At 60.7% G+C, this 16179-nt stretch carries 11 protein-coding genes; 7 read left to right on the top strand and 4 right to left on the bottom strand.

What is annotated here, in order from left to right:
- Nucleotides 1-162: 162 nt before the first annotated feature.
- The 3 genes from gluQRS to sfsA all read right to left on the bottom strand — a co-directional run bounded on the left by gluQRS (nucleotide 163) and on the right by sfsA (nucleotide 2467).
- Complete coding sequence (gene gluQRS / locus JYB84_RS14160) at nucleotides 163-1041, bottom strand: tRNA glutamyl-Q(34) synthetase GluQRS (RefSeq protein WP_207320675.1); 879 nt, start codon at nucleotides 1039-1041, stop codon at nucleotides 163-165.
- Nucleotides 1042-1128: 87 nt separating this feature from the next.
- Nucleotides 1129-1572 carry an RNA polymerase-binding protein DksA gene (dksA, locus tag JYB84_RS14155; RefSeq protein ID WP_207320674.1) on the bottom strand — a complete coding sequence of 148 codons (444 nt, stop codon included), beginning with the start codon at nucleotides 1570-1572 and terminating at the stop codon, nucleotides 1129-1131.
- A 172-nt stretch (nucleotides 1573-1744) separates the two neighbouring features.
- On the bottom strand, nucleotides 1745-2467 hold the full coding sequence (sfsA, locus tag JYB84_RS14150; RefSeq protein WP_207320673.1) for a DNA/RNA nuclease SfsA: 723 nt from the start codon (nucleotides 2465-2467) through the stop codon (nucleotides 1745-1747).
- 269 nt (nucleotides 2468-2736) lie between these two features.
- Between sfsA and pepB the strand changes: the two genes are divergently transcribed.
- Together pepB and JYB84_RS14140 are read left to right on the top strand one after the other, a co-directional pair.
- Entirely contained in the window at nucleotides 2737-4014 is a 1278-nt protein-coding gene (gene pepB, locus JYB84_RS14145) for an aminopeptidase PepB (RefSeq protein ID WP_207320672.1), read from the top strand.
- Nucleotides 4015-4138: 124 nt separating this feature from the next.
- Nucleotides 4139-4654, top strand: a complete 516-nt coding sequence (locus JYB84_RS14140) for a GNAT family N-acetyltransferase (protein WP_207320671.1) — start codon at nucleotides 4139-4141, stop codon at nucleotides 4652-4654.
- A gap of 50 nt (nucleotides 4655-4704) precedes the next feature.
- Here the strand turns inward: JYB84_RS14140 and thpR are convergent, their stop codons facing one another.
- Nucleotides 4705-5259: an RNA 2',3'-cyclic phosphodiesterase gene (gene thpR, locus JYB84_RS14135; protein WP_207320670.1), complete on the bottom strand. Its 555-nt coding sequence runs from the start codon at nucleotides 5257-5259 to the stop codon at nucleotides 4705-4707.
- 111 nt (nucleotides 5260-5370) lie between these two features.
- Between thpR and JYB84_RS14130 the strand changes: the two genes are divergently transcribed.
- From JYB84_RS14130 to JYB84_RS14110, 5 genes are all read left to right on the top strand, one after another.
- Nucleotides 5371-7557, top strand: a complete 2187-nt coding sequence (locus JYB84_RS14130) for a bifunctional diguanylate cyclase/phosphodiesterase (protein ID WP_207320669.1) — start codon at nucleotides 5371-5373, stop codon at nucleotides 7555-7557.
- Between the two features lie 80 nt (nucleotides 7558-7637).
- Entirely contained in the window at nucleotides 7638-10157 is a 2520-nt protein-coding gene (hrpB, locus tag JYB84_RS14125) for an ATP-dependent helicase HrpB (protein WP_207320668.1), read from the top strand.
- A 74-nt stretch (nucleotides 10158-10231) separates the two neighbouring features.
- Entirely contained in the window at nucleotides 10232-12538 is a 2307-nt protein-coding gene (mrcB, locus tag JYB84_RS14120; RefSeq protein WP_207320667.1) for a penicillin-binding protein 1B, read from the top strand.
- Nucleotides 12539-13482: 944 nt separating this feature from the next.
- A complete protein-coding gene (locus JYB84_RS14115) occupies nucleotides 13483-15732 on the top strand; it encodes a heavy metal translocating P-type ATPase (protein WP_207320666.1) in 2250 nt (749 codons plus the stop codon).
- Between the two features lie 13 nt (nucleotides 15733-15745).
- Complete coding sequence (locus JYB84_RS14110; RefSeq protein ID WP_207320665.1) at nucleotides 15746-16108, top strand: cupredoxin domain-containing protein; 363 nt, start codon at nucleotides 15746-15748, stop codon at nucleotides 16106-16108.
- The last annotated feature ends 71 nt before the right edge of the window (nucleotides 16109-16179 follow it).

Below are 16179 nucleotides of genomic sequence, written 5' to 3'. Positions count from 1 at the left end.
GCGGGTATCATATACCAAATGACCGCCGATGAGTATATCAGCGGCCAAGCAGTATCTCTCTGCCCGGGCAATTGTGTGAACAGGGCCAATGTGTGACAGCGGATCTGTTGCCGGCCCGAGCCAGGCAGCAATCCGCCACACTGATGACCGCCGATGAATATATCAGCTGCCAAGCAGTATCTCCCTTTGCCTGGGGATGGAATCCAGGGTGAACTGGCTGACCGCCTGGGCCAACATGCGCTCCGGGCTGTCGACAGTCACCGGCGCCTGCCCCAGAAAGGTCAGAGCCCTGAGCAGCGCCGGGGCCGGGTTGTCATCATCCACCGGCTGGGCGCGGTTTTGTTTCGACAGTTTGAAACCGGGTTCGGCACAGGCCAGGGGCAAATGCAGAAAGTCGGGCTCGGGGGCGCCGAATTGGCGGAACAGGCTCAGTTGGCGGCAGCTGGCCTCAATCAGATCGCAGCCACGCACTATCTCGGTAATGCCGCTCATGGCATCGTCCATCACCACCGCCAGCTGGTAGGCATAGAGACCATCGCTGCGCTTGATAATGAAATCTTCACCGGCAAAGCCGGGCTCGACCTGCACCAACCCCATGAGTTTATCTTCAAAGCTGGCCACGGCCGCGCGGTTGTGGATGCGGATGGCTCCCGACGTCAGGCCCAGATCCCGGCAGTGGCCATCATAGATACCGCCTGCGGCCTGGATTTGTTTGCGGCTGCACTGGCAGAAATAGGCCTCGCCTGCGCTGAGCAGCCGGGTTATTCGCTCCTCGTAGGCCTCGGTGCGCGAGCTTTGGTACAAGACCTCGCCATCCCAATGCAAACCGAAGGCCTCCAGGGTGCGCAGTATGGCATCGCTGGCGCCGGGCACTTCCCGTGGCGGGTCTATGTCTTCGATGCGCAGCAGCCAACGGCCTTGCATGGCGCGGGCACGCAAATAGCTGCCGAGGGCGGCAATCAGGGAGCCAAAATGCAGGGCACCTGAGGGTGAGGGCGCAAAGCGGCCTATGTAGGGGTTGGATGCGGCTATCGGAGACATAAGTGGACGGGCGGAACTATCAGGGGCAGAAAAAGCAGGGGCAGAAAAAGCGAGCGGGGCCTTGGCCCCGCGCTGGATGTCACCGGCTTAACCGGCCATCTGCTTTTCTTTGATTTCGGCCAGGGTCTTGCAGTCGATGCAGAGATCGGCCGTTGGACGGGCTTCCAGGCGGCGGATACCGATTTCCACGCCACAGGAATCGCAGAAACCAAAATCATCTTCTTCGATCTTTTGCAGCGTCTTTTCAATCTTCTTGATCAGCTTGCGCTCACGGTCACGGGCACGCAATTCCAGACTGAATTCTTCTTCCTGGGCAGCACGATCGACGGGATCGGGGAAGTTGGCGGCTTCGTCCTGCATGTGGCTGAGGGTGCGATCCACCTCTTCGCGCAGTTGGTTGCGCCAGGCTTCAAGGATCTTCTTGAAGTGGCCCATCTGCAGGTCGTTCATATACTCTTCACCAGGCTTTTCCTGGTAGGGTTCTACACCTGCGATAGCGAGTACGCCAAGTTTTTTAGTGCCTTCAGGCATAACGCATCTCCTGTAATCATTTGCGTTGTCGGGCGTCTGTAAGATCGGCCGCTATCTATAGCAAAATACGCCAAGGCTGGCAAACATTTTACTCTGTCAATGGCTAATTCTTTGACTATGTGCTTTTTAGCCACTGATTTCAATTATTTCGACCGGCATTTTTTCTATGCCGTCAACATTCTACCGGCAGTTCTTTGATGAGCTTCACTTCCCGGGGCGAAAGTTCGGCAGCCCAGGCCAGCAGCTCGACTCCGGCCGATTTTGCCTCACGCAGCAGCTCGCCGTAGCGCGGGTCTATATGGTCTGCGGGCATTACTTTTTCTATGCCAGAATGCTGCACCACAAAGAGTAAAACCGCCCTTTTTCCGGCTGCACGTACCGCCATCAGCTCGCGCAAATGTTTCTGGCCGCGCTCGGACACCGCATCGGGGAAACAGCCAGTGCCGGGGGCGAAATCCGGGCCCTGTTCCAGCAGGGTGCAGCTCTTGATTTCGATAAAGCAGTCGGGCTTGCTGCCCTGGCTCAGCAGAATATCAATGCGGCTGTTTTCCTCACCGTATTTAACCTCCCGCTTCAGGCTTTGATAACCGCTGAGGGCGGCAATGCGCCCGTCCAGAATCGCTTCTTCGGCCAGGGCATTGGCACGACCGGTGTTGATGCCGATAAGCTGCCCTTGGTCGTTCCGGGCCAATTCCCAGGTATGGGCGTATTTGCGTTTGGGGTTGTCTGAGGTGGAAAACCACACAGGCTCACCGGGAAACAGACAATGGCGCATGGAACCCGTGTTGGGGCAGTGCAGGGTGATTTCGCTGCCGTCCGGCAGCTGCACATCGGCCAGGAAACGCTTGTACCTTCTGAGCAGTATTCCCTGTGACAATGGCGGGTCGAATTGCATCTTGGCTCCTTGATTTTCAGACCATGGCGGTGACGCGGTGTCGGTGCGGCAGATTTTATGGGGCTTATGTTATGGGGCTTATTTTATGGGGCATAGCCAGTGGGGCAGTGTACTGGAATTTGTCCGCCGCGTAAGCCCGGGTTCAGATATAAGCGTTCCGTTGGGGGCTTGGGTTAACCGGCGTGGATGCAGTACACTCTTGCCATTTGCGGCATCCCGGTCCTGCAGTGGCAAAGCCGCACATACTCAAGCCAAATAAAGGAATTCCAATGACACAAGCAATGAGCGTTCTTCTTACCCAGGAAGCAGCCGCCCCCCAATGGGGCAAGGCCGATGTGACCTTTGACGGCGGTGCTGCCCGCATTCATCTGGGCAATGGCGATGAACTGCGCCAGATCCAGATGGCGGCCCGCAAGCTGCGCAATCAGGGCGTGACCACGGTCAACCTGGAAGGGCAAGACTGGGACCTGAATCGCCAGTGGTCGTTCGCCCAGGGCTTTGTCACCGCCAAACCGGGCTGGCAGCTGAACTGGACCGGCGATGCAGCAACCGTTGCCACCCTGGAACAACGTATGGAAGCGGCCCGTTTTGCCCGTGGTCTTATCAACGAAACCCCGGAAAACCTGCCACCACAAAAATTGGCGACCCAGGCCGCCAACTGGCTCAAGACCCTGGGTGGCGATGCCGTCAGTTTCCGCATCATAGAAGGCGAAGCCCTGCTGGAAGAGCAATGGGTGGGGATCCACGCCGTGGGCCGTGGCAGCGAGCGTCCACCCGTGATGCTGGAGCTGGATTATAACCCGCTGGGGGCCGACGCCCCTGTGTCCGTGGCTTTGGTGGGCAAGGGCATCACCTTCGACTCAGGCGGATACAGCCTCAAGGCCTCCGAAGGCATGCTGAATATGAAGTGCGACATGGGTGGCGCCGCCACCGTGACCGCCGCTCTGGGCCTGGCCATACGTCAGGGCCTGAACAAGCGGGTCAAGCTGTTCCTGTGCTGCGCCGAGAACCTGGTCAGCGGCCGTGCCTTCAAACTGGGTGATATCCTCAGCTACAAGAACGGTGTGACAGTGGAAGTGGTTAACACAGATGCCGAGGGCCGTCTGGTGCTGGCAGATGGCCTGCAGGCCGCGTCGGCCTCGGGCGCGCCTTTCATCATAGATGCAGCGACCCTGACCGGCGCCGCCGTCATGGCCGTGGGTGGCAACTACAACGCCATCTTCTCCCCCGATGAGACCGTGCTGGACCTGGCCCGTACCAAGGCCAAGAGTGTGGCCGAGAAGGTATGGGCCCTGCCGCTGGAGCCCTGGCACAAGGACATGTGTCCTTCGGCTTATGCCGATACCGCCAACAGCCGTCCGGTCAAGGGTGGCGGTGCCGGTGGTGCCTCCAATGCCGCCGGTTTCCTGTGGCGCTTTGTCGCCCCCGAGGCCAAGTGGCTGCACGTGGACTTGGCCGCCGCCTTTGAAGACAGCGCCGGTGCCCTGTGGGCCGCCGGTGCCACCACCCACGGGGTGCTGACCATAGCCGAGCTGCTGAAGGACTGATTGAGTCTCAGCCGCTGTCGGCACTGAAAAGACGCCCCGCATTGTCGGGGCGTTTTTTTATCAGGGTTACCCGTCAGTTGATTCCATGGTAGCGTGAAACTTGGATTATTCAGGGAGTACAGGCATGCAGAGGGAAACAGAGCTGAAAATTATCAAGGCCACAGCGGAAGACACCCAGGCCATTTGGAACCTGCGGGTGGCCTCCATTTTGGCCGGTTGCCCTGGTCATTATCCGGACGACCTGCTGGCCAGTTGGACCGAGGGCCAGCCCAGCGCCGGCTTCAGCGAGGTGGTGGCCGGGCATTTCTATATCGCCTGCCGCGACGAAAGGAGTCAGGGTTCCCAGGTGGTCGGCAGCGTGATGCTCGATTGCGATAACCCTGAACTTTTGCCCGGTGAAGGTCAGCTGGAAGCCGTGTTTGTGGCCCCGTCGGAAATGGGCCGGGGCACGGGGCGGGCGCTGGTGACCTTCGCCGAAGCGCTGGCGAGAAACAAGGGACTTAAGCGTCTGCGCCTGGAGTCCACCCTCAATGCCATCGACTTCTATCGCCGCTGCGGCTTCGGTGAGGAGCGGATGGCCAGTTACCAAAGTCCCCGCGGCATCAGCCTCGACTGCTGCATCATGTATAAAAATCTCTGAGCCGGGGCTCTTCTTTAAGCTGGCGTTCTGGGTTCCGAACCAGAACGGTCTCAGCCAAGATCCCAGCTGTGCAATATCCGGTAGCGCACCCCGCCAGGGGTTGATTCCGACCAATATAGGTGCAGCAGCTCAGGTTTCAGGGTTAACGGCTCGGGCGACAGCGTTGGCAGCTGACCGGCCTTGGCCTTGCGAAACAGGGTAATGTGGGGATGGAAACCATGTTCGCTCTGCTGCAGCCCCAAATTGCCCGCCAGGGTCTGGCTGTCCCGGTAAAGCCGCAGCAAGCCATCATCTTCGGCGTGCCCCCCAAGGCACAGCACTCCCGGGCCTCGCCAAAGCTGCAAGCGCTCGAGTCGCTGCACAAATCGCGGTTTATGTATCTGGCCTATGCCCAGCTCCAGTTCCCGTCGCTGCTCCGGACTGGCATTGCCAAGAAAAGCCAGGGTCAGGTGCAGGTTATCCTTCAGCACCGGGCGCCATTCCTGGGGCGTCGTTTGCTGGTGCTGCAACTCCCTTTGCAGTGCCTGTAGTTGCCGGCGCTGGGACTCGTCCGGAGCGAATCCCAGAAACAACCTCTGTTTCAGGGTATTGGGGGAAGTACTCATGGGATTTTCCATCCAATCTTTATGATCTGGCTCTACTTATCATTGGGTTAGCTTTGCCTATACTGAATGCAGATTGCAACAATCACTTATGCTTCCGGGAAGACGCCACTGATGCAAGCCGAATCGATTTCTTCACTGCAAACCGCCCTGGCCGGGATCTTTGGCGACGCTCCCCTGGTGACCCTGGAGCAAAATGTCGACCGGGCGTTGAAGACCATCACGGCCCAGCTCGATTGTGACGGGGTGTTTGTGCTGTCGGCCTTTGCCGGTATCGGCGGCATCCGGCCCCGCAACCTCTATCTCAGACCCGGGGTGACCGGCGGTGCCAATCCGCGCCACTGGCCCCTGGAACGGATGCCTTTTTTCCGCCAGCTGATGCGCCAGCCCAAATTATTGAATGTTAAAGATATCGCCGAACTTCCTTTGCAGGCCAACGCCGAGAAGCAATTGCTGCGTCAATGGCAGGTCAAGAGTCTGCTGGTGCTGCCGCCGGTGCAGTTCGGGGAAACCCGCATCGCCGTGGGGGCGGTCAATTGCCAGCGTCCGCGGGAGTGGGATGCAGGTTTTATCAACGAGTTGGGCACAGCTGCCACCCTGATAGGGGCGGCCATGGAGCTGACCCGCATCGCCCAGGCGCTGCTGGTGAGTGAGCATAAATACCAGGAGTTATTCAACCAATTACCCCTGTCCTGTTGCCTGGTGGACAGGCACAACAGGGTTAGCATGCTCAATGCCATTGCGCGCCAGAATCTGCCTTTGGTGGAGGGCACGGATTTGCTCGGCCTGATAAAACCCGAAGAGAGCGCCATTTTGCTCGACACCCTCAAGGTGGTGCGCGACGGCGTGCTGCACCAGGCCTGGTGTGAGGTCTCCTTCAATCGTCCCCATCCCCTGTGGCTCAAGCTCAGTTTCAGCCGCATGAGCGACGATCCCCAGCACCTGCTGATGCTGGCGGACGATGTCAGCGAACGACACAGGCTTGCCGATGAGCTGTCCTTCCACGCCAACTACGATGCCCTCACCGGCTTGCCGAACCGGTTTCATTTTGAGGCCCTGCTGGCCCGGCAGCTGCCGGTCAGCGGTGAGGAACCCGTGTGCGTGGCCTTTTTGGACCTCGACCAGTTTCAGGTGATCAACAATGTCAGCGGCCATCAGGCCGGGGACAAGCTGCTGTGCCAGGTGGCATTGCGGCTCAAGCAGCTGGTGCGCAAGGGTGATACTGTGGCGCGGTTGGGGGGCGATGAGTTCGCCATCCTGATGCACTACTGCAACCTGGACACGGCCAGGGTCATAGCCCAAAGGATCTGCAGCCAGCTGGCCGGCCATGATTTCAGCTGGGAGCAGAAGCGCCACAATGTCAGCGTCAGTATGGGCATAGCGCCCCTGGATGCCGAGGCCAGCGACATTTATACCTATATGAGCCGCGCCGATGCCGCCTGCCGTGTGGCCAAGGAGCAAGGCCGCAATGGCTGGCATATTTACTGCCCGACGGATCCCCGAATGCATAGGCTCTACACCGAAATGGCGGCCTCGGTGGATATAATTGATGCGCTCAACCAGAACCGCTTCCAGCTGTATTGCCAGCCCATAGAGCCCCTGACGGGGCAGCACAGGGGCGCCCACCTGGAAATCTTGCTGCGCCTGGAGCAGGAACCCGGCAAGATGCTGTCACCGGGGATCTTCCTGCCGGCGGCGGAGCGCTACAACCTGGCGCCCCGTATCGATCGCTGGGTGGTGGATCACATGCTGCGCTGGGGCGGCTGTAATCTGGCGCTGTGGCAGGAGCTGGAACTGGTGTCGGTGAACCTGTCGGCCACCTCCCTTGGCGACAGTGAATTCATGGATTGGCTGGAGATGCGCCTGCTGGCTGAGCCGGAGTTGGTGAACAAGCTCTGTTTTGAAATTACCGAAACCGCCGCCGTCAGCCAGGTGGAGCAGGCCCAGCAACTTATCGAGCTGCTCAGGCCCCTGGGCTGCAAGTTGGCGCTGGATGACTTTGGCTCGGGCTTTTCCAGTTTTGCCTACCTTAAGCGCCTGGATGTGGACCTGGTCAAAATCGATGGCCAGTTCGTGGTGAATCTGTGCGACAACAAGGCCGATCAGGCCATAGTGGCCGCCATCTGCCAGCTGGGTCGTGAAATGGACTTCGAGGTGGTGGCCGAATTTGTCGAGTCCAGCGCCATAGGCGAGCGCCTGATGCAGCTGGGGGTCGATTATGCCCAGGGCTATGCCATTGCCAAACCCTCGCCACTGGACCATTTAACCACGGGCCTGCGCCGGCCCTGGCACAGGAACTGAGCAGGCCGAGTGCCTGCCATGGCACTCGCTGCGGAATCTTAGTACACTGGCCGCCATCCATTTGCACACCCAGAGCGGATTTGAACCAAGTTCCCATTACGGCCCTGCTGGCGCCGCTGCGTCAGGCCCTGGCAAGCCATAAGCAAATTATTCTCGAAGCTCCCACAGGTGCCGGTAAATCCACGGCGCTGCCGCTGGCCATGCTCGATTGGCCGGAACTTGATGGCAAGATCCTGATGTTGGAGCCCAGAAGGGTGGCGGCCCGCTCGGTGGCGCGTTTTATCGCCGCCCAGCGCGGTTGTGAACTCGGCGCCGAGGTGGGTTACCGGGTGCGCGGTGACAGCAAAGTCAGCCGCCATACCCGCCTTGAGGTGGTGACCGAAGGGATTTTGACCCGGATGATCCAGGACGATCCCGAACTCTCCGGCATAGCGCTGATCATTTTCGATGAAATCCACGAACGGCACCTGAGCACGGATCTCGGTTTGGCGCTGGCGCTGGAGGTGCAATCCTCCCTGCGGGATGATCTTGGCATTCTGGCCATGTCGGCCACCCTCAGCGGCTTGCCGCTGACGACCTTGATGCCGGACGCCAAACTGCTGCAAAGCGAGGGCCGCAGTTTCCCGGTGACCCTGGGCTACAGCGCTCCCGGCAAGCGGGACTGGCTGGAGCACATGGGCGCCAGTCTGCTGGAGCTGCTGAGCGGCAAAGTCATGCTGCCCGAAGGCGTGGCGGCGGGCACAGTGCTGGCCTTTTTGCCCGGCAAGGCGGAAATCGAGCGCCTCGCGGGCTTTATCGCCGAACGCCTCGGTGAACGCCTGAACGATATTGCCATCTGTCCCCTTTACGGCGAACTCGGCAATGCCGAGCAGGACCGGGCCCTGAGCCCGGATCCCTCCGGGCGGCGCAAGCTGGTGCTGGCCACCAATCTGGCGGAATCCAGTTTGACCATAGACGGGGTGACCCTGGTGGTGGACTCGGGCCTGGTGCGCCAGGCCGCCTTCAATCCCCGCACCGGGGTATCGCGTCTGGCGCTGCGGCGCATCAGTCAGGCGTCCAGTACCCAGAGGGCCGGCCGTGCCGGGCGTCTGGCGCCGGGCTATTGCCTGCGGCTCTGGAGCCAGGAAGAGCAGGATCGCATGGCCAAGGCCGAGGAGCCGGAAATCGCCCGCGGCGAGCTGGTGTCCATGGCGTTGGAATGCGCCGCCTGGGGTGTGCGCGCCTTCGGTGAGCTGCCGCTGCTGAGCCCGGCACCGTCTGTAAACGAGACCCTGGCCTGGGAACTGCTGCACAACCTGGAGCTGGTGGACGCGGAGCGCAAGCTGACGCCCCTTGGGCGCGAGGCCCACAAGCTGGGTTGCCATCCGCGTCTGGCGCACATGCTGCTCAAGTCCAGGCTGTTGGCGCGGGAACTGGATGACCCCCTGTTGGCACCGCTGGCCTGTGTGCTGGCGGCGATCCTTGAGGGCCGCGGCCTGCCAAGGCTCGGGGCCGATATCAGCAACTACCTGCGTTTTGGTACCACGGGCCAGAGTGCCCAGCAGGTGCGTCAATGGCTGGCCAAGCTGGGGCTGAGTGCCGATCTGGCCCAGGTGCAGCGCGAAGCCCACCCAAGGGACATGGGCCTGCTGCTGGCGCTGGCCTTCCCCGACCGCATTGCCCTGGCTCGCGGTCAACAGGGCTTTTTGCTGGCCAACGGCACGGGTGTGTCCCTGGATGAGAGCGACCCCTTAAGCCAGGCCCCCATGCTGGTGGTGGCGGACTTTGGCGAGACCGAGGGCCGCAGCAGTGGCCGCATCTGGCTCGCCGCCGATTTTGACCCGCGCTGGCTCGATGGCCCGCTGGCGTTTTTGACCCTTGAGCACGACCACAGCGGTTTCGATGAGGCCAAGGGGCGCTTTGTCGCCGAGCGGCAACTGAAACTCGGGCAGTTGGTGCTGAAGCGCACACAGCTGCAGTCTGTGCCCAGGGCGCTGAAAACCGCCGCCTGGCTCGACAGGATCCGCAGCAAGGGCCTTAGCCAGCTGAATTTGGACGAGGATTTTCAGCAAATTTGCCAGCGCCTGGTTCTGGCCGCCGAGCTGCTCGGCGGTGATTGGCCCGATTGCAGCGAGCAGGGGCTGCTGGCCAGGCTGGAGCAATGGCTGGCGCCCTATCTGGAGCAGGTCAATAACCTGGAGCAACTCAAGGCCCTGAACTGCGCCCGGTTGCTGGAACAGGGGCTCAATTGGCAGCAAAAACAGCTGCTGGACGAGGTGCTGCCGACCCATTACCCCATGGCCACCGGAACCCGGGCACCAATCCGCTACGAGGCCGACGGCCGGGCCCTGCTCAGGGTCAGATTGCAGGAGGCCTACGGCATGGCCCAGACCCCTGTGCTGGCCCAGGGGCGGTTGAAGCTGACCATGGAACTCTTGTCCCCGGCCCAGCGCCCCCTGGCACTGACCGCCGATCTGGCCAGCTTCTGGGCCGGACCCTATGTAGAGGTCAAGAAAGAGATGCGCGGCCGCTACCCCAAACATTTGTGGCCGGACGATCCCGCCGGGACGCTGCCGACCAAATTTACCAAGAAAAAGACCCTGGCCAATTCCGCCGACTGAGGCGCAACGGACAGGGAGATGGCGATGGGCATATGCCGGCATCGCAAGCACAGTAACGCATTGACAGTGAACAAATGACAGTAAAGAAAGTGAGCAAAAAACGCGGCCGCACCAAGGCCGCAGCCAAACCCTCCTGGCTTAAGCGCAGCTGGTCCCTGAGTTGGAAGCTGGCCCTTGTCGCCATGGCGGCCCTGGTCATGTACAGCATTTATCTCGACCAGATCATTGCCCGCAAGTTTGAGGGCCAGAAATGGTATTTGCCGGCCCAGGTCTTCAGCCGCTCCATGGCCCTGTATCCCGGGGCCGCCGTGAGTCACGCCCAGTTGATGGACGAACTCAAGCTACTGGGTTACCGCAAGGTGGCCAATCCGCGTCAGGTGGGGGAGTTTTCCGCGTCAAGCACGCGCATCGACCTCTGGCGCCGTCCCTTCCGCCATCCCCAGGGCAGCAAAAGTGCCGAGCGGGTGATGATAAGCTTTGACAGTGACGGCGTGGCCTCGGTGGCGCGCCAGAGCGATAAGCGCGAGTTGGCGGTATTCCATCTGGAGCCGGTATTGCTCGACCGAATCATCGCCGGTGACGGTGAGGACAGGTTGTTTGTGCCCACCGCCGAGATCCCCAAGTCCATAGTGGACGCGCTGATCCTGGTGGAAGATCGCAGCTTCTACGATCACCATGGTATCAATCCCTTTGCCATTTTGCGGGCGGCCTTCGTTAATATCAGTGCCGGCCGCACGGTGCAGGGCGGTTCGACCCTGACCCAGCAGCTGGCGAAAAACTTCTTCCTCTCCAGCGAGCGCTCCCTTATCCGTAAGCTGCGCGAAGCCCTGATGGCCATCATCATTGACTTCCGCTACAGCAAGGACGAGATCCTCGAGGCCTACCTCAACGAGGTCTACATGGGCCAGGACAAGTCCCGCGCCGTCCACGGCATGGGGCTGGCGTCCCAGTTCTATTTCGGTCGCCCCATAGCCGAGCTGACGCTGGCGCAGCAGGCGTTTCTGGTGGCGGTGATCAAGGGCCCGTCCTATTACAATCCCTGGCGTTTTGCCGAGCGGGCCCAGGAGCGGCGCGATCTTGTGCTGCGGCTCTTGATGGAGGCCGGCAAGCTGTCGGTACAGGACTATCAGGTGGCGGCCGAGTCGCCGCTGGGGCTGCGCCGGGCCGATAAGCCGGTGCACCAGAAGTTGCCGGCCTTCTTCGCCACTGTGAAGCAGGAACTGGCACAGCGTTGGGGCGACAGTCTGCTGAAAACCTCCGGCATCAAGGTTTACACCACGCTGGATCCCGTGGCCCAGGAAGCGGCGGAGCAGGCGGTGCGTGACACCATGAAGCGTCTGGGCAAGGACAGTCCCCAGTTGCAGGCGGCCATGGTGGTCACCGACAAGTATTCCGGCGGCATAGCCGCCATGGTCGGCGACCGCCATCCGGATTTTGAAGGCTATAACCGGGCCAGCGAAATGCGCCGACCCATAGGTTCACTGATAAAGCCTTTCGTCTATGCCACCGCGCTGGATCAGGGCGACAAGTATCACTTGCTGACCCCCATCAAGGATGAGCCCATCACACTCACCAACGAGCAGGGCAAGACCTGGTCACCGCAAAACGTCGACAAGCAGTTCAGCGGCCAGGTAAGCCTGCTCACCGCCATCAGCAAATCGATGAACGTGCCGACGGTGAACCTGGGCATGGCCATAGGGGTGGATTCGGTGGCAACCACAATGGACAAGGTGGGTTGGACTGAACCCGTGAACCCTTATCCTTCCATGCTGCTGGGGGCGGTCAACGGTTCGCCCTTGATGGTGGCGCAGATCTATCAAACCCTGGCCGACAATGGTCGTTACCGATCCCTTGTCGCTGTGACCGATGTGCTCGACAGCAACAATGAGCCCCTGACCGCAAGCCGGCCTTCGGCCAGCCAGGGCTTGACGCCCGAAACCGCCTTCCTGGTGCAATACGCCATGACCAAGGTGGTCAGTCAGGGCACGGCCGCCAAACTCGGCGCCGCCTTCCCAGGGCAGGTGTTGGCGGGCAAGACGGGCACCAGCAACGACAGCCGCGACTCCTGGTTCGCCGGTTTTGACGAGCGTAACGTGGCGGCCGTCTGGGTCGGCCGTGACGACAACGGCAAGACCAGCCTTTATGGTTCCAGCGGCGCCATGGCCATCTACCAGGCCTTCCTGCAGCAAAGGCCGCCGGTGAGCCTGAGGATGACGCCGGAGAACGGCATAGTGAACGGTTACTTCGATCCCGCCACCGGTAAGGCGATGGAAAAGCAGTGCCGAGGGGCAGTGGCGGCCCCCGCCCGGATGGAGAGTTGGCATCCCGCTGCCAATTGCGGTGATCCGCTGCCCTGGTGGAAGCGGATCCTGGGTGGCTGAGCCCGCGCCTTGGCGGTACTGCGTTTTTGGACAGCCAAGTGTGATGAGTAGCATCAAGGAATTGATGCCGAAGCAGGTATAAAGATAGCCGCTGTGCCAGCGGCAGAAAGTCGTGGGTCTCCAACCCACACCCGGGGAAAGGGGGCAGTGTCGACTTGCCCCCTTATCCAATCCCCCAGCGACCCCCAACCGGAGCCGAAAGCCCCTCGGGTTTATGGGCGAAACGGCCAACGCGACAGACTCTCGGATTTACGTCCATGTAAATCCACCCCAGCTCGGCTCCATGCCTCGCGTTCGTGAGCTTGTCGCTGCGCGACACTCACCCTGCTCGACCGAAGTAGCCTCGGTATCCTTACCTCGGCTACGCGCCCAAGCTCATCGACCTCAGCGGCTCCGAAGGGGGAACGGTGCAACATTTAGACTTCGCAATATCTCTTTGAGTTGCCTCGCCTGTTCCGCCATGGCTAGAGTGGAACACCTTTCATCAATCACTGCCGCACTTTGGCACCCCTAATCCTTGGTTGAAATGACCCGGAACGAGGTGTCAGCACAGAGGTACGGAAAGCAAAATTCCGCGACAAATTCACATTTGACCTTTGTGTAAGACACAGGTCTATGCTGAATACACGGGTAAGAGAAAAAGTCCTGCAGATGAAAGTATTGGAGTTTGCCATCGCCCTGTCTTCCATGGCCGTTACGGCAGCGCTTCTGCACCCGCTTGAGGCTGCTGCCCCCGCTTGAGGCTGCTGCGGCCGACATGGCAGGCAAACAGCGACAAGCGACAAGCCTTATTGGGCCTGGGAAGCGGAGTCTTTGCGCTTTATTTTAAGCGCCCGGCGAACAGGCCATTTGCCATCTGACTGGCCAGTTTAACGGCGACGAATCGGGGCCATGATGGCACTGCGGGCGATGTCGGACGGGATCAACGGCAAGGATAATTGCACATGAGCAAATCAAGGGTTGTCACCTCAAACGAATGTCAATTGATCATCGATGGCGCGAGCTGTGCCAGCTGCGTTGGCAAGATTGAACGGGCCCTGACGACGGTCAGCGGTGTCAGCAAGGCGGAAATGAACTTAGCCGATCGGACCGTGACCGTCAGCGGCACAGCGGCAACGGAGGCCTTGATCCGGGCGGTGGAAGCGGCCGGTTATCACGCCAGCTTGTTGGAACCGGCGGTGGATGCCATGGCCGAGCGGGAGCAGGCGGACTTGGCCTATTACCGCAAGCTCATCCGCGACATGACGGCCGCGCTGGGGCTGGGGGTGCCGCTGATGCTCTACAGCCTGGTCGTCGGCGACATGACGATCAACTCAGGCGCCGAACAACTGGCCTGGCTGGTGGTGGGGCTGTTGACCCTGGCGGTGATGCTGTTCTCTGGCCGGCACTTTTATGTGGGTGCCTGGCAATCTTTGAAAAATCATACCGCCAACATGGATACCCTGATAGCCCTTGGTACGGGCACGGCCTGGCTGTATTCCATGACAGTGGTGCTGCTGCCGCAGCTGCTGCCGGAAATGGCCCGCCATGTGTATTTTGAGGCCACGGCCATGATCATAGGGCTGATTGACCTGGGACTGGCGCTGGAAATCAAGGCCCGGGGACGAACCTCGGAAGCCATCAAGCGCCTGATAGGTTTGCAGGCCAAAACCGCCCGGGTCATACGGGATGGCGTGGAACAGGACATAGCCATAGAGCTGGTCAAATTGGAGGATAGCGTGCGGGTGCGCCCGGGGGAAAAAATTCCCGTGGATGGTCAGGTTATCGAAGGCCACAGTGCCATGGATGAATCCATGCTGACCGGCGAACCCATGCCGGTGGAAAAAGGCATCGGCGACGAAGTGGTGGCCGGTACGCTCAATAAGACCGGCACCCTGTTGTTTCGCGCCACCCGGGTCGGCAAAGACACAGCGTTGGCACAGATCATTGAAATGGTCAGGCGCGCGCAAAACTCCAAGCCTCCCATAGGCCGCCTGGCCGACGTGATCTCGGCTTATTTTGTCCCCGCCATCATGATCATTGCGGTGCTGAGCGCCCTGGTTTGGCTCAATGTGGGCCCTGAGCCATCGGTCGCCTTCGCCATGGTGTCGGCCACCACAGTGCTTATCATTGCCTGCCCCTGCGCCCTGGGGCTGGCGACCCCCATGTCGGTGATGGTCGGCGTTGGCAAGGCGGCCGAGGCCGGGGTCCTTATCCGTAACGGCGCTGCGTTGCAGACGGCATCCAGGATCAGTGCCATGATCCTGGACAAGACAGGCACCATCACCCTGGGATCACCCAAGATCACCGATGTCCTGCCCCTGGGCTCATTTGAGCGCCAGCACGTGTTGAGGCTGGCCGCCAGTTTGGAGAGCGGCTCTGAGCACCCGCTGGCACTGGCCATGGTGGCGTCGGCCAGGGAGCAGGGGATCACTCCGGGCAAACTGAGCCAATTCAACGCCCTTGCCGGCCATGGGGTAGAGGGGGAGGTCGAGAAACACAAGCTGCTGCTGGGCAATGAAAAGCTGATGCGCGAACGGGGCATCAATCCGGATAAGCAGCTTGAGACAGTGCAGGCCCTGGCCGATGAAGCCAAGACCCCCATGTATTTGGCTGTGGATGGGCAGTTGGCGGCCATCATAGCCGTGGCCGATCCCATCAAGCCCGATTCGGTTGACGCCATCAGGCGGTTGCAAAAGGACGGGATCCGCGTGGTGATGATCACGGGTGACAATCGCGCCACAGCCCGGGCCGTGGCGGCCAAGGTTGGTATCAGCGAATACTTTGCCGAGGTGCTGCCCCAGGATAAATCCCGCAAGGTGCAGGAGTTGCAAATGGCGGGGGAAATCGTCGGCATGACAGGGGATGGCATCAATGATGCCCCCGCTCTGGCGATGGCCGATGTGGGGTTTGCCATTGGCACGGGCACGGATGTTGCCATTGAAAGCGCCGACATCACCCTGATGCGCGGCTCGCTGCACGGCCTGGCCGATGCCATCGCTGTCAGCAAGGCCACCCTCAGGAACATCAAGCAAAACCTGTTTGGCGCCTTTATTTACAACGCCGCCGGGGTGCCTTTAGCCGCCGGCATTCTGTACCCGGTTTTCGGCCTGCTGCTGAGCCCCGTCATCGCCGGTGCGGCCATGGCCTTCTCGTCCCTGACCGTGGTCAGCAACGCCAACCGCTTGCGGCTGTTCAAGGCCCAGCGCCACTGAGAGGAAAAGCATTATGTGGATGGTAAATCTTGGCGGTCTGCTGCTGATAGCCCTGATAGTCTGGTGGTTCTGGCTCTATCACCCCGGGACAGACTCCCTGGCCTCGGAGGAGTTGGTGATCCTGGTGGAAAACGGCACCTACTCGCCGGCACGGATTAAAGTCGCGGCCCAAACGCCGCTGCGGCTGACCTTTATGCGCAAGGATCCCTCTCCCTGTGCTGAAACCCTGCTGTTCCCCGCTTTGCAGCTCAGTGAGACCTTGCCGCTGAACAAGGCCAGAACGGTTCAGTTACCGGCGCTGGCTCCGGGGGAGTACGCCTTTCATTGTCAGATGCAAATGTATCGCGGCACCCTGCTCGTTGAACAACAGGGCTGACATTACCGGGGGAGTGTAGGGGGGTAGGGGTCTATCTCTGCCGTAGCAGCGACCAGCGGCGATTGAATGGG

Origin of the sequence: Shewanella cyperi (assembly GCF_017354985.1) — a bacterium.
In the GTDB taxonomy this organism is placed as follows: domain Bacteria; phylum Pseudomonadota; class Gammaproteobacteria; order Enterobacterales; family Shewanellaceae; genus Shewanella; species Shewanella cyperi.
Note: the sequence above shows the minus strand (reverse complement) of the source record. Positions and strands in the feature narration are given on the sequence as shown.

Coding starts and splice junctions, on each gene's coding strand:
- gluQRS (WP_207320675.1), bottom strand. CDS start 1,041: ATGTCTCCGATAGCCGCATCCAACCCCTACATAGGCCGCTTTGCGCCC.
- dksA (WP_207320674.1), bottom strand. CDS start 1,572: ATGCCTGAAGGCACTAAAAAACTTGGCGTACTCGCTATCGCAGGTGTA.
- sfsA (WP_207320673.1), bottom strand. CDS start 2,467: ATGCAATTCGACCCGCCATTGTCACAGGGAATACTGCTCAGAAGGTAC.
- pepB (WP_207320672.1), top strand. CDS start 2,737: ATGACACAAGCAATGAGCGTTCTTCTTACCCAGGAAGCAGCCGCCCCC.
- JYB84_RS14140 (WP_207320671.1), top strand. CDS start 4,139: ATGCAGAGGGAAACAGAGCTGAAAATTATCAAGGCCACAGCGGAAGAC.
- thpR (WP_207320670.1), bottom strand. CDS start 5,259: ATGAGTACTTCCCCCAATACCCTGAAACAGAGGTTGTTTCTGGGATTC.
- JYB84_RS14130 (WP_207320669.1), top strand. CDS start 5,371: ATGCAAGCCGAATCGATTTCTTCACTGCAAACCGCCCTGGCCGGGATC.
- mrcB (WP_207320667.1), top strand. CDS start 10,232: ATGACAGTAAAGAAAGTGAGCAAAAAACGCGGCCGCACCAAGGCCGCA.
- JYB84_RS14115 (WP_207320666.1), top strand. CDS start 13,483: ATGAGCAAATCAAGGGTTGTCACCTCAAACGAATGTCAATTGATCATC.
- JYB84_RS14110 (WP_207320665.1), top strand. CDS start 15,746: ATGTGGATGGTAAATCTTGGCGGTCTGCTGCTGATAGCCCTGATAGTC.